The organism is Flavobacterium sp. CAU 1735 (assembly GCF_039888695.1).
Lineage (GTDB): Bacteria > Bacteroidota > Bacteroidia > Flavobacteriales > Flavobacteriaceae > Flavobacterium.
Window position 1 is genome coordinate 986,024 of record NZ_JBDQQQ010000001.1, and the last position, 14,089, is coordinate 1,000,112.

Annotated in this window: 15 protein-coding genes; 6 read left to right on the forward strand and 9 right to left on the reverse strand. The window is 39.1% G+C overall.

Features of this window, described 5'->3' with window-relative positions; genetic code table 11:
- Positions 1 to 33: 33 nt before the first annotated feature.
- Entirely contained in the window at positions 34 to 405 is a 372-nt protein-coding gene (locus AAFN64_RS04655) for a VOC family protein (protein WP_300490436.1), read from the reverse strand.
- A 19-nt stretch (positions 406 to 424) separates the two neighbouring features.
- Positions 425 to 766, reverse strand: a complete 342-nt coding sequence (locus AAFN64_RS04660) for an MmcQ/YjbR family DNA-binding protein (RefSeq protein ID WP_300490439.1) — start codon at positions 764 to 766, stop codon at positions 425 to 427.
- 165 nt (positions 767 to 931) lie between these two features.
- Between AAFN64_RS04660 and AAFN64_RS04665 the strand changes: the two genes are divergently transcribed.
- The 6 genes from AAFN64_RS04665 to AAFN64_RS04690 all read left to right on the forward strand — a co-directional run bounded on the left by AAFN64_RS04665 (position 932) and on the right by AAFN64_RS04690 (position 6,670).
- A complete protein-coding gene (locus AAFN64_RS04665; RefSeq protein WP_347759898.1) occupies positions 932 to 3,082 on the forward strand; it encodes a carboxypeptidase-like regulatory domain-containing protein in 2,151 nt (716 codons plus the stop codon).
- A 138-nt stretch (positions 3,083 to 3,220) separates the two neighbouring features.
- Positions 3,221 to 3,847: a hypothetical protein gene (locus tag AAFN64_RS04670; protein WP_347759428.1), complete on the forward strand. Its 627-nt coding sequence runs from the start codon at positions 3,221 to 3,223 to the stop codon at positions 3,845 to 3,847.
- Positions 3,848 to 3,888: 41 nt separating this feature from the next.
- Complete coding sequence (locus AAFN64_RS04675; RefSeq protein ID WP_300490443.1) at positions 3,889 to 5,229, forward strand: histidine kinase; 1,341 nt, start codon at positions 3,889 to 3,891, stop codon at positions 5,227 to 5,229.
- Between the two features lie 15 nt (positions 5,230 to 5,244).
- Positions 5,245 to 5,553: a 2TM domain-containing protein gene (locus AAFN64_RS04680; protein WP_300490446.1), complete on the forward strand. Its 309-nt coding sequence runs from the start codon at positions 5,245 to 5,247 to the stop codon at positions 5,551 to 5,553.
- A 1-nt stretch (position 5,554) separates the two neighbouring features.
- Positions 5,555 to 5,890: a 2TM domain-containing protein gene (locus AAFN64_RS04685; protein ID WP_300490449.1), complete on the forward strand. Its 336-nt coding sequence runs from the start codon at positions 5,555 to 5,557 to the stop codon at positions 5,888 to 5,890.
- Between the two features lie 24 nt (positions 5,891 to 5,914).
- Positions 5,915 to 6,670: a LytTR family DNA-binding domain-containing protein gene (locus tag AAFN64_RS04690; RefSeq protein WP_347759429.1), complete on the forward strand. Its 756-nt coding sequence runs from the start codon at positions 5,915 to 5,917 to the stop codon at positions 6,668 to 6,670.
- A 10-nt stretch (positions 6,671 to 6,680) separates the two neighbouring features.
- Here AAFN64_RS04690 and AAFN64_RS04695 read toward each other — a convergent pair whose 3' ends face one another.
- The 7 genes from AAFN64_RS04695 to AAFN64_RS04725 all read right to left on the reverse strand — a co-directional run bounded on the left by AAFN64_RS04695 (position 6,681) and on the right by AAFN64_RS04725 (position 14,022).
- On the reverse strand, positions 6,681 to 7,700 hold the full coding sequence (locus AAFN64_RS04695; RefSeq protein WP_347759430.1) for a COX15/CtaA family protein: 1,020 nt from the start codon (positions 7,698 to 7,700) through the stop codon (positions 6,681 to 6,683).
- A gap of 31 nt (positions 7,701 to 7,731) precedes the next feature.
- The gene (locus tag AAFN64_RS04700) at positions 7,732 to 9,165 is read right to left on the reverse strand and encodes an HD domain-containing protein (protein WP_300490458.1); all 1,434 of its coding nucleotides are present in this window, start codon (positions 9,163 to 9,165) and stop codon (positions 7,732 to 7,734) included.
- A 33-nt stretch (positions 9,166 to 9,198) separates the two neighbouring features.
- On the reverse strand, positions 9,199 to 9,762 hold the full coding sequence (locus AAFN64_RS04705) for an L-threonylcarbamoyladenylate synthase (RefSeq protein ID WP_300490461.1): 564 nt from the start codon (positions 9,760 to 9,762) through the stop codon (positions 9,199 to 9,201).
- Between the two features lie 65 nt (positions 9,763 to 9,827).
- The gene (locus tag AAFN64_RS04710; protein ID WP_347759431.1) at positions 9,828 to 10,823 is read right to left on the reverse strand and encodes a hypothetical protein; all 996 of its coding nucleotides are present in this window, start codon (positions 10,821 to 10,823) and stop codon (positions 9,828 to 9,830) included.
- Positions 10,810 to 11,919, reverse strand: coding sequence for a UDP-galactopyranose mutase (gene glf, locus AAFN64_RS04715; RefSeq protein WP_347759432.1), 1,110 nt, complete (start codon positions 11,917 to 11,919; stop codon positions 10,810 to 10,812). The genes AAFN64_RS04710 and glf overlap by 14 nt, the downstream gene beginning before the upstream one ends.
- A 13-nt stretch (positions 11,920 to 11,932) precedes the next feature.
- On the reverse strand, positions 11,933 to 13,051 hold the full coding sequence (locus tag AAFN64_RS04720) for a glycosyltransferase (protein ID WP_347759433.1): 1,119 nt from the start codon (positions 13,049 to 13,051) through the stop codon (positions 11,933 to 11,935).
- The gene (locus AAFN64_RS04725) at positions 13,048 to 14,022 is read right to left on the reverse strand and encodes a lipopolysaccharide core biosynthesis protein rfaS (protein ID WP_347759434.1); all 975 of its coding nucleotides are present in this window, start codon (positions 14,020 to 14,022) and stop codon (positions 13,048 to 13,050) included. The genes AAFN64_RS04720 and AAFN64_RS04725 overlap by 4 nt, the downstream gene beginning before the upstream one ends.
- Positions 14,023 to 14,089 lie beyond the last annotated feature (67 nt).

The window sequence follows — 14,089 nt, forward strand, 5'->3', positions numbered from 1 at the left end:
GAAATGCTAAAAAACGGTATAAAAACGTTAAAGTTACGGTGTGACAATCCACCATTGGTTTCCAAAAGGATCTTCAAAACCAGCGGTATAGCCGTAATCCTGGCGAACAGGCTGCATTAACGAGACAGCTTTTTGCTGTAATGCTTTTTGATAGACCGTATCCACATCGGCTACATAAATAAACATCCCACAGGAGCGAGTCTCATAATTGTCCGGTTTTTGGGCGAACATGATTACCGCGTCTCCAATCCGAATTTCGCCATGCATAATGGTTCGATTGCCTTCACCGGGAACGATAAGCTGCTCCTGGGCGTCCAGTACTTTTTTGGTAAAATCGAGAAAAGCCTCGGCATGGTCGGTAATGATATACGGCATGACCGGCAGGTATTGTTCTGGAATTTTCATACTACTATTTTTAGCGTTATTATAGGGATGCCTGAATTTTAGCGGGCAGTTTTCCCTTGATCAGTTGATAGGACTGTGCGATATAGTGTTCCCATTCTTTTGGAGTTAGTACGGAACTGTCTTCTACCAGTACCCATTTGTACCGAGCCATATACGGAGCCGGTTTTATATGCGGTCGGGCGATTAATTGATCAAAATCTTCTTCGGTTGTTTTAAACGAAACGGTTAGTGGCGTACTGTCGAGCCCGATCACACAAAACATCTTATTAGCGATCAAAAAACACAGGTCGTTTCCCCATTTAATGTCCTCGGTAACAGCAGGAAAAGAAGTGCAAAGGATTTGTAAGGCTTCTATATTCATAAGGTAAAGGCTTGGTTTAAAGCTAAGTTACGTCATTTTTGGGCAAATCGAAACAGGAGTAGTCACTAATTCACAATTCATCCTAAAAAAATAACAGTTCGGTATCCTTTTTTATTAAATGAAAACCAACTGTTGCAACTTTGAATCACTAAAAAACAAGAAATGATGAAAACGATACTTACAATTTGTAGTCTTTTATGTTGTCTGGTATTTCAGGCGCAAACAAAAATTTCCGGAAAACTGGTCGATCAGAAAGGGAAACCGCAGGAAGGGGTGAATGTGTTTATAGAAGGAACCTATGACGGAGCGCCATCTGCAGCCGACGGTACCTTCTCATTTGAAACCGATGCGAAAGGGAGCCAGGTTTTGGTGATCAGTTCGTTGCTGTTGGAAACCATCCGGGAAGCTATCGTAATAGAGACTTACAAATCCCGTTCGTTTACCGTGAAATCCAGTGCAAATGCTTTAAATGACGTAGTGATTTCTGTGGGTTCGTTTCAGGCTGGTGGCAATTCAAAAGCATCGGTTTTAAAACCACTGGATATTGTAACTACGGCCGGTTCGCCCGGTAATATAATCGGAGCCTTGCAAACCCTTCCGGGAGCGCAGATTGTAGGAGAGAGCGGTCGTCTGTTTGTTCGCGGTGGGGAATCGGATGAAACCCAAACCTATATTGACGGTATCCGGGTAGCACAGCCTTATGGTGCTTCGGCCAATAATCTGCCAACCCGAGGACGTTTTTCACCTTTCTTGTTTAGTGGAATGTCTTTTACAACCGGAGGTTATTCGGCGGAATTTGGCGATGCTCTATCCAGTGTGTTGTTATTGAATACGATTAATGAACCGGATCAGGAAAAAACAGATGTATCCCTGATGACCGTTGGTTTGGGAGTGGGGAATACGCAGAAATGGGAAAAAGGATCGTTTAGTTTTAATACAAGCTATATCAATCTGGAGCCGTACCAAAAGACGATCCAACAAAATGTAGACTGGATCAAACCGTATCAGTCCATGTCGGGAGAAATGGTTTTCCGTCATCAGTTTAAAAACGGATTGTTTAAATTTTATACGGCTTATGATTATGCCAATTTTGAACTAAATCAAAAAGATATCAATTATGAAGATCCGATTCGGGTAGCCACTCAAAATAATAATCTTTATCTGAATGCATCTTATAAAGGAAATTTTGGAGCCAACTGGACGATACAAACCGGAATAGGTTATGGCTATAGTCTGACCAAGACGGATTTGAATAGTAATGCGGTAAAAGATCAGGAAAATGCCGCACACCTAAAACTAAAACTGGGTAAAAAGCTTTCGAATAAAGTAAGAATGATTTTCGGAGGGGATTATTTTACAACGGATTTCGACGGAAGCTATCGCCAGCCGTCCAATGAATTCAAAACCGGTTATATCAGTGGGATTGGAGCTTTATATGCTGAAACGGATATCGTAGTAACATCGGACTTTGCCGTAAAAGCCGGACTTCGCGGAATGCACAGCGATTTATTGGGAACATCGGTATTGGAACCGAGAGCTTCACTGGCTTACAGAACCAATAAAAACGGGCAATTGTCACTGGCCTATGGCGATTTTAATCAGTTGCCAAAACAGGATTACCTGAAATACACTTCAGCGTTCGAACCGGAAAAAACAGCACATTATATACTGAATTACACCTACAACCCGGAAGGAAGAACGCTACGTGCCGAATTGTATTATAAAGATTATAGCAATCTGGTAAAATACAACACTGATTTGCCGCAATACAACAGTATTTATACCAATAACGGAAGCGGATATGCCAAGGGATTTGATCTTTTCTGGAGAGATAATAAAACGGTTAGAAATCTGGAATACTGGTTGTCCTATTCGTATATCGACAGTAAAAGGGATTATAAAAACTATCCGGATAAAGTAACGCCCAATTTTGTAGCGAACCATACACTTTCGGTAGTGGGAAAATACTGGATCAACGATTTGCGTTCGCAGTTGAGTGTGACGAACAGTTTTGCAACCGGACGTCCGTATAACAATCCGAATGAAATGACCTTTATGAATGGAAAAACGACGAGCTATAACAGTTTGAGTCTGAGTTGGGCTTACCTGATGTCGCCACAAAAAATACTATACTTCTCGGTTTCAAATGTAATGGGAAAAGACAACGTTTTTGGTTACCAATATGCCAATTCGCCTGATGTAAGCGGACAGTTTCAACGCCAGGCAATAGGACAGGCTGCCGACCGATTTTTCTTTGTCGGGTTCTTCTGGACCATCAGTCAGGATAAGAAATCCAACCAATTGGAAAACCTGTAACAATTCATCCCTGAAAAATGACAGTTGGGTCAGGATTAATTTTAAAGCAGAATGACCCATACTACCTTTGACCTATAAATAATAAAGTTTCAATCATCACAATACAAAATCATTAATCCATTTAAAAAAATAGAAATCATGAAAAAAATTATCATCGCACTAACACTTTTGATCAGCACTATTACATTTTCACAAACGCAATACGAACAAGGAATGAAAAAAGCCCTTGGTTTGTGGAGTGAAGGAAAACCAACCGAAGCAAAAGCCCTTTTTGAACGCATCGCTTTGGTGGAAAAAGAAAACTGGCTACCGAACTACTACGTAGCTTTGATCAACACAACTGAAGCTTTTGTTCCAGCCAACCGCGACAAGATTTCGGTTTTATTGGAAAAAGCACAACAGGCCGAAAACGAAGCCAATGCCATCAGTCCGAATAACCCGGAATTATTAGTTGTACAAGCACTGATTTACACTGCCTGGATTGTATACGATCCGCAATCGAACGGAATGAAATATACCGGTAAAACGATGGAACAATATTATAAAGCATTGGCTTTGGCTCCGAACAATCCGAGAGTTGTATTTTCGAAAGCCGAATTTGAAATAGGTGGCGCCAAATTTTTCGGAAAAGATACCAAACCAATGTGTGCGCAAGTAGCGAAATCAATTGAACTTTTTGCTACTTTTAAACCAGAATCGCCTTTTCATCCGAACTGGGGATTGGACAGAGCGCAGGAAGTGCTACAAAACTGCAACACAAAATAAAATACAAACCGGCGGAATAGCCACGAATAAACAGAAATAAAATGAACTTTTACCTGAGACATTTTTTACGAGCCATAGGTATCGGAACAGCCATCATTGTTGTATTGCTTTTGCTTCGATGGATTAATGGAAACCCGGTACCAATTAACGGCGCTTTCTGGCTAAATGTTGAATTTACAATGCTCTATACAGTAGCATTATATATGGCAAATATGGCTGTTTTCGTGATGCTTGACCGGATATTTAAGAAAGATCGTTTTGCTTTGAAAAGAGTAATAATAGGGTTTTTAAGTTCCTTTGTGGTCTCTATAGCGGTAATTTTTTTATTACGGGCTTTTGAAGAAATACAAATCAACGGATTGACCTTTCAAGCGTTTTTAGAAAAAGAAAATCCAGGGAATTATCTTACAGCGATCATCATTACATTTATCATTACGCTGATTCTCCATATGATCTATTTTTATAGAGCGTATCAGGAAAACCGATTAAAACAGCAAAAAATCATCGCCGGAACGGCTTCTGCCAAATTCGAAAGTTTAAAAAACCAGATTGACCCGCATTTTTTGTTTAACAGTCTGAATGTACTGAGTTCGCTGATCGAAGAAAACCCGGATAATGCCCAACGGTTTACATCTTCTTTGTCTAAAATATACCGCTATGTGCTGGAACAAAAAGATAAGGAACTGGTTAGTGTGGAAGAAGAACTGGCTTTTGCCAAAACGTATATGAACTTATTAAAAATGCGTTTTGAAAACAGTATTTTCTACGAACACCCGGAAAAATCAGCAAATCCGGAGGCGAAAGTGGTTCCGTTATCGTTGCAGTTATTATTGGAAAACACGATAAAACACAATATCGTTAGCGAACAAAAACCGTTACACATTCGCATATTCGAACAAAACGGCTACCTCGTAGTACAAAACGATCTGCAAAAAAAGGAAGTTTTAAAAGACCGACAGGGTGTAGGTTTACAAAACATCATCGACCGTTATGCGATTCTCACGGAACGTAAGGTAAAAATAGAACAAACTGAAAATAAATTTACGGTACAACTACCGATGTTAACCAAACAAATTGGTATTATGGAAACGTATGAACAACATGACGATACGGCTTATTACCGGGCCAAAAAGAAAGTTGAAGCCTTAAAAGGATTTTACGGAAATCTAACATCCTATTGTGTGGTAATTCCATCCCTCATATTTATCAATCTTTATTTTTCACCGGGATTCCAGTGGTTTTGGTTTCCGATGTTGGGATGGGGAATGGGCCTTTTTATCCACGGATTTAGCGTGCTGGGATATGGCGCAAGCTGGGAAGAACGCAAGATTCGGGAATTGATGGAAAAACAGGATAACGACAGTAAAAAGAACTGGAAGTAAGTAAAAAGAACAATCATGGAACGCAATTATAACGAACAGGAGCGCTATGAGCAAGCTCGTAAAAGAGTAGAAGAAATCAAAGGTTTTTACGGAAACCTTACCGGTTATATCGCTGTAAATCTCACATTGTTAGCAATCAACCTGCTAACATCCCCGGAGCATTTATGGTTTTTTTATCCGATGATCGGATGGGGAATCGGAGTCGTTTTCCACGGGATGAAGGTTTTCAATTATATGCCCTTTTTGGGACGTGATTGGGAAGCCCGAAAAATGAAAGAATTTTTAGAAGAAGAAAAGCAAAAACACAAACAAAACTGGAACTAAGATGCGCCGTAAATACAAATCATGGGAAGAGCAATACAGTAGCGATAGTCGTTATGAAGAAGCTGCCAAAAGGGTAAAACGAATCAAAGGATTCTATACGCACCTGATGATATACCTATTGGTAAATCTGTTTATCGTATTTTTAAACTTTCGGGATTTAAAAGTAGGAGAAAGCTATTTTCAGTTTAAAAACTTCTTTACCGCGATATGTTGGGGTATCGGATTGCTAGCACACGGATTGCGGGTTTTTGGATACGATTTTTTCTTTGGACGTGACTGGGAAGCGCGCAAAATCAAAGAATTTATGGATAAAGAGAAAAATGAAAAATGGGAATAATCACAAAATAGGAATACGAATACGATGAATATTATAATTATAGAAGACGAAAAACCGGCTGCGCGATTATTACAGCGAAAAGTTGAAAAACTAGGATTAAACGTCCACACCATGTTGCATTCGGTAGAAGAATCGGTACAATGGTTTCAAGCCAATCCGCATCCGGATCTTATTTTTCTCGATATCCAGCTTTCCGACGGACTTTCTTTTGAAATCTTTGAACAAATCAATATCAAAAGCGCGGTTATTTTTACAACGGCCTACGACGAATATGCGTTAAAAGCCTTTAAATTAAACAGTATTGACTACCTGCTAAAACCGATAGACGAAGACGATCTGGAAGTGGCATTAAACAAATACCGACAACGAAATCCGGAACCGCAACAATTATCCCTGGATTTTGAAACGATCAAACGAATGCTGGTGAATCCGGTGGATAAATCGTATAAAAAACGATTTACGGTAAAAATCGGTCAGCAGTTAAAAGTGATCCCGATCGAGGAAGTCGAATGTTTTTATAGCGAAAACAAAGGAACCTACGTGCATACGACCGATAACCGCGATTATTTACTGGATCAGACACTGGAGCTATTGGAAACCGAGTTGGATCCAAAAGATTTCTATCGCGTAAGCCGTAAATTTATCATTCCGATGCGCGCCATAAAAGAAATCGTACTCTATAGCAATTCCAGACTAAAAGTCGTTTTGCCAACCTATAAAGGCGATGAGGTTATTGTGAGCCGCGAAAGGGTTAGTGATTTTAAAGAATGGATCGGTTAGGATCCATTTTTTATGCTGTTTTATTTTTTCGGGCTTCCAGAATCATATAAAACTGTACTCCGAATAAAATCGACGCAAGTACCAAATGAATCGTCTGACTTCCAAATGGGAAATGCAGGTAATACATTGCAATTCCGGAGGCGATTTCCAACGCTAATAGCAGCATCACCCAGTTGATTTTTGAAAAGCCCAAACCAAGTCGTTTGTTACGTAAATACAGGAGCAGACTCGATAAAAACACCACTACGGAAAACGTACGGTGAAAGTAAAAGCTCACTTCGGGTTTGCTTAACCAAAGGGTTTCATTTCCGATTCCGGATTTTACCTGTTCGTCTACAAACTGACGTACCTGAGTTCCTAAAACCACCTGAATTAACGTTAATCCAAGTGAAACCCAAAGGATAGTCAAAAACATCGGATTCGCAATTTTATCCGACGAAACCGGTTTGGCCAGTCGGATGATATATAAGATAACGGCAACGATTACCAGTGCCATTACCATATGAACGGTGATTTTTACCGGGTTTAATACCGAATACACCACCGTTGCACCCAACCATGCCTGGAATCCCATCATAAAGACAACCAACCAGGACAATAGGGTAATTTTTTTACTTTGTTTCCACATTGAAAAAGAAGCAATAGCCATAATAAAACAAGCCAGACCGGCCAAAGCACCAACCAGTCGGTTGCCATATTCGGTCCAGGTGTGCGAAGCATTAAAGATCGCATAATCGTGCTTGGTGTATTTTTTCCAATGGGAAGCGTCAAATTCCGTTCCGGTGGTAAAATTGTCTTTGGCGACCAATAGACTTTCATCTTTAATGATCACCTGACCTTTTTTAAACTCATGGTTTTCACTCCAGGTCAATTCCTTGATATCGGTTGGAGGAATATAATATCCAAAACATTTCGGCCAATCGGGACAACCCATTCCGGAACCGGTCATACGAACCAGTGCTCCGGCTACAATTACTAAATAGACTAATACTAAAGCAGTTTTTGCGATGGAGGTGAAATGTTTTTTCATTTTAGTATGCTTTTATGTTTGAACCCGAAGGTTATTCGGTTGCCTTTTTTAATCCTAATTTTGCCGCTTTTTCCATCATAAAATCGTAAGCCGGCTGGTATTCGTTCGGGATTTCTCCTTCGAGTATGGCTTCTTTGATGGCTTCTTTTAAAAGACCGATTTCACGGGAAGGTTTCAGGTTAAAAATGGCCATGATTTCTTCTCCGGTAATGGGCGGTTGGAAATTGCGAACGTGGTCGCGTTCTTCCACTTCGACAATTTTCTGACGGACGATTTTAAAATTATTATGATATTTTCGGAATTTCGACGGGTTTTTAGTCGTGATATCGGCTTCGCACAAGGTCATCAGATTTTCCACATCCTCACCGGCATCAAAAACCAAACGACGTACGGCCGAATCGGTCACAATATCCTGAGCGAGTACGATGGGACGGGAACTCATCATGACCATTTTTTGGACAAATTTCATTTTGTGATTTAACGGCATATGCAAACGCTCAAAGATGCGTTTTACCATTTTACCGCCTAAAAACTCATGCCCGTGGAAGGTCCATCCTTGTTTTTTATTATAACGTTTTGTCGGCGCTTTACCGATATCGTGTAGCAAAGCCGACCAACGTAACCATACATCGTCTGTATTCGGGCAGATATTGTCCACCACTTCCAAGGTATGATAAAAGTTGTTTTTATGCGTATGTCCTTCGATCTCTTCCACCTGATTTAAAGCGGTTAGCTCGGGTAAAATAATATCCAGTAATCCGGTTTGGTATAGTAACAGGAAGCCAACGGAAGGTTTATCCGATAAAAGGATTTTGTTTAATTCCTCGACAATGCGTTCTCCGGAAATAATATTGATCCGGTCTTTATTACGGGAAATAGATTCCAGCGATTCCGATTCGATGGTAAAATTAAGCTGCGAAGCAAAACGGATGGCGCGCATCATACGCAACGGATCGTCCGAATAGGTAACATCCGGATCCAAAGGCGTTTTGATACTTTTGTGCTCCATATCGGCCAATCCGTTAAAAGGATCAACCAGTTCGCCGTAATTGGCTTCGTTTAAAGAGAGTGCCAATGCATTGATCGTAAAATCGCGACGGTTTTGATCATCTTCCAGAGTTCCGTTTTCCACAACCGGATTTCGGCTGTCGAAATGATAGGATTCTTTACGGGCACCCACAAATTCAATATCCATATCATCATAGCGAAGCATGGCGGTACCGTAGTTTTTAAAAACCTGTACTTTTGGTTTATGTGGGATCAGTTCCGACACTTTTAAAGCCAATTCGATACCACTGCCAACGGCCACGATATCGATGTCTTTTTTATGATTGCGTTCCAGGATCAAATCCCTTACAAAGCCGCCAATAACATAGGAATCGACTTGCAGTTCTTTGGCTGCATTGGATATAATTTCAAAAATTTTTGACTGTAATGCCTCTTTATATGAAGTTTGTTTTTTCATTAATGGTCGCTCCGGTTTGCAGGGCTAAGTTGTTTATTTTCGTATAATTTTTACCTCACTGTTTCCAGACAGTTTTATGATAGTCGACGGTTTACCGCCAATTTTATCGTGGTGCAAATTTACAACATAGTCTACGCCTTGCAAAATTGCCGGGCTTATTTCTTTAAACGATTTTGGTGTTGGTTCGCCACTAATGTTTGCCGAAGTAGAAACCAACGGAACTTTCATCCGTTCCATTAGCTTAAAACAAAAAGGTTCTTTAACGATTCGCATTCCTAAAGTATTATCCTGACCGATGATATTTGGCGCGACATTTCTCGGATTATCCAAGATCAGTGTGGTTGGTTTTTCGGATAAATCGAGGATTTGCCAGGCTACTTCCGGAATATCTTTAAAAACATTGTATACCATACGGTCCCCGTTCATCAGGACGATCATGCTTTTACTTTCTTCCCGTTGTTTGAGCGCGTATATTTTTTTTACGGCTTCCGGATTGGTCGCATCACAACCGATTCCCCAAACCGTATCGGTTGGATATAGGATGATTCCTCCGTTTTTGATCACTTCGTAGGCTTTATGAATTTCTTCTGCAATCATTTTTTATTTATTTAGACTGTTTTTATAAATAGTTACAGGAAGCGATTCTAAACAATACCAGCGACTTAATCAAAAAAAGTGGTTATTATTTTAGCTAAGTCGTCGTTGAAAACAGCTTCTTCCTGTTCAATTTTTTTGCGATACGTATCAAAATGTTGGACTTCGTTTTCATATGCTGTAAAACAATGTTCTAACAAATCAATAATATCGCGTTCTTTCCCCGGGATATAATCTATTTTAAATTTATCCGGTATCGGAATATCTTCTGCAAAGTTAGCACTTCCTTTTTTGTTTGTAACTATAATACAGCCACACATTGCAGCTTCTCTCGGAATACGGTCTTTACCGGGATGATTTCCAAAGTCGATATAAATTTTGGCGCTGAGCAACAATTGCCGAACCTGAGACGGAGTCATGTTTGCTATCGGAACCCAATCGAGTAGTGGTGCTTTTCGGATCAATTCCAGCGTTTCATTATATCCTTTTTTGGGATTGTATACAATCCTGTTACTTTTATTTTGGTTGGTAAATGATTTCCTTTTTAATTTATCGATAAAAATAGCGTCAAGATAGTCGGATAAATTATAAATATCGGTGACGTTTTTCGATTCCAGAAAATGCCGGGCATAATGCGATTGTACCCAATGAGAGAGCAAGGGCTCCTTTTTAAAATCATAATGGCATACCGTTGGTTTTAACCCCAAAAAGCGCCGTAAGGAAAAGGGTTTTGGCCTAATGGCAGCCAAAAAGAAATCGACACTTAGCCACCAGATTACCTTATGAATTTTTTTATAGTGATAGATCATCCCGGTATAGATTTCGGGAAAGATGACAATATTTTCCGAAGCATCTGTTATTGTATTAGTATAAGGGATTTTAAAACGCTTGTAAAAGTCATGCACCGGATCAGTGGATGCCTGTTGTCCGATATATACCATTTTGGCCTTAAATCCCATATTGAGGAGTTTGGATGCCAGCTGATGCATTAAAAAAGGCCCACCCGATGCAAAGTTAGCCGGAGCGATCACATAGAGTGTTGCCGTATTTTTATTTAATTTCATAGTATTCGGTTTTAAATTTTCGAATGGCTGAAGAAATGATCTGATGCATGTCGTAGTATTTATATTCGGCAAGTCTCCCTCCGAAAATGACATTGGTTCCCTTGGCTTTCAGGCAATACTTTTTATAAATTGCCTGATTTTTTTTATCATTAACGGGATAAAACGCTTCTTTTTTTGAAGACCAGGATTCCGGATATTCTTTGGTTATAACCGTTTGTGGTTGCTTGCCAAATTCGAAATGTTTGTGTTCGATGATACGGGTATAAGGAACAGTCGCATCATTATAATTGACAATGGCATTACCCTGAAAATTGGAGCTATTGATAATTTCGTTTTCAAATCGGAGCGAGCGATATTCGAGTTCGCCAAATTCATAATCAAAATACTCATCGATTTTTCCGGTAAAAACAATAGTCTTGGCCAGCGATTCAAAATAAGAGCGATCGTCAAAAAAATCAGTATTTAAGCGAACTTCCGTTCCTTCCAGTAATCCGTCAATAATTGTATTATAACCACCAACCGGTATGCCCTGATAAGCATCATTAAAATAATTATTATCGAACGTATAACGCACCGGAAGCCTTTTAATGATAAATGGCGGCAACTCAGTCGCTTTGCGTCCCCATTGCTTTTCGGTGTATTCTTTGATCAAAGTTTCATAAATATCTTTACCAACCATTGAGAGTGCCTGTTCTTCCAGATTTGACGGATCTGAAACGCCAAACCGATCTACCTGGATATTAATTTTCGCCCGGGCTTCTTCGGGAGTTATAGCGCCCCATAACTGATAGAACGTATTCATATTAAAAGGCAGGTTGTAAAGCTTCCCTTTTGCAATAGTTACGGGACTATTAATGTAATGGTTAAAAGTGGTAAATTGATTGACGTAATCCCAGATGAATTTATCATTGGTGTGAAAAATATGAGCCCCATATTTATGGGTTGTAATATCTTCTATTTTTTCACAGTATACATTACCTCCCCGATGTGACCTTTTGTCAATAACGAGGCATTTTTTACCGATTTTAGTTGCTTCGTGGGCAAAAACAGCTCCAAAAAGCCCAGATCCTACAATTAGAATGTCATAGTTTTTCATCTTGTTTATGGTGTTAAATTGAGGGTGAATCAGTTGTGGCAACAGCGTGTTGCCCGGATTGTATGGTGTTGGATTTACGGAGGTTTAAAATCCGGTTCCAGACGGTAATAATGTCCTGTTTCTCATTTTCCAGACTGTATTCCTTCAGAATAGATTGTGAAGCTTTTATTTGCTTTTCAAAAAAAGTAGCAGGGGTCATTTCATAAAGGGCCAGAACCTCTTCAATCTTGTGAACAAAACCAATTATATCTCCATCCGGAATGGGGTACGAAAAGTCGGGATTAAAATATTCTTTACCAGCCCTGCCTGTAAAGCCGATCACAATACAACCGCAAGCCATAGCTTCTACAGGAGGGAGACCAAAACCTTCGAAATAATTAAAGCTTAAAAAAATGTGGCTTTCCCTCATAATCTGAGCGACTTCCTGTTCGGTTTTATTATCAATGCTCACTAATGACCAATCGTGTAAACTATTCCTATAATTCAGAATGTTTAAAATCTGAACGATTTCGGTTTTCATTTTGCGAGGCATAAAGGCAATTTGCTTCTTTTTCTGCGGATGGTAATGGAACTTACTTTGATCAATACCAATTCGTATTCGGTAAACGGTAGTATTGGGAACGGCAAAGGACAAATAGTTTTTTGAATCTTCGGATACGGTTATCGTTGCAAGGATATTTTGATCCGTATATTGTTTTTCATGGGGTAATTTTTCGATAGAATTATATAAAAACGAATAATAGCAATTTTGATTAAAAATCACTTTTCGGATATCTTTTTTAATTTTTAAGAAACCCAGACTAAAGATTTCCGGAAAAACAAATATTGCATTTTCATCAAGCTTAGGTGCTATAAACCGTTGTATGCCTAAAGTGATTTTAGTGAAAATGCTTTTTAGAAATGAGGTTTTACCGGTTCTAAGACCTTGTCTGATCAATAAAAACAACGGAAGGTTGTATTCTAACCGGGTAGTGTTTTCAAACCATTTATGACGAAAATGCCTTTTTTTATGAAGGATAACAGCATTAAAATTGTTCCGGTTTAAGATGTCTACCTGCCTGTATAATTGTTTGATACCTCCGATTGGTGTTTTGGTATCCGGGCAAATAAAATAAATTTTTTGCTTCATCATAATGGGCTGTTTTTTATAGTTACTATTGAATGAACCCAGCTTTCGAGTGTATATTTTTGCCGTATTGCAATAGGAATTTCAGTATAGGGCGTAGCGAAAAAGGAATCCGGAATAGAAAAGGTGGTGTCGGTCCAGATAAAAATGTTATTTGGATCGTAAAAATCATACGTTTTGATGTCTGGATTGGTCGTGATTAATTTTTTCTTTAAGCCGATTGCTTCAAAGGGGCGAAAAGATAAGCCGGATTGATCGGGATGATGTATATCCAGAATAATTTGTGTATTGCCACTATAGGTGACAATTTCGGGAAATGGAATAATTTTATCCAGAAAGAGAATATCTGCTGTAGCGTGTTTTTCACGTATGCTTTTGTTTTTAGAAAACAGCAATGCTTTTGCATTTTTTCCGCTAGAGCTTAAGAGTTGGATGATGTGCTTTATTTGGGTAAAACGATGGTCGTAGGTGCCTAGAAAAAGGACATCATATTTAGGACCAGATGGTAGGGTTTCAGTAAAATAGAAATTTGTAGTAAAGTGTAATCCATATTGATCACAGTCGTTTTTGTCAAAACTATAATGAACATCGAAAAAAGGCATTGTCTCTTTCTGACCTTTTATTTTCGCAAAACTATCCCAATAATGAACAATTGAATGTTTTGCTTTTTTGGTAACAAGAGATAATACTTTAGAGGAGAGCATATCGGGTCGGTTAACATACACGATATCGTAAGTGGGATATTCGTTTATTTTTTGGAGGATCACTTTTTGAGAATGTATTTTTTTGATATTCGTATTAAAGCACCATTTCAAAAAGAAATTCAAACATCGTTCGCCACTATTTTTATAGTGATACGGATATCCGTTGGATAGGACCATAACGACGGTATAATCGGTAAAGTCCTCAAATCCTTTCAAGATGACTTTATAGAAGTCATAATGATCCGGAGCAATATATAAGATCCTTTTCTTCATTAGACTTGATTTTATACAGCTGTTAATAAATGTGTTGAATGCAGACAATAACCGACCTGCCAGACAA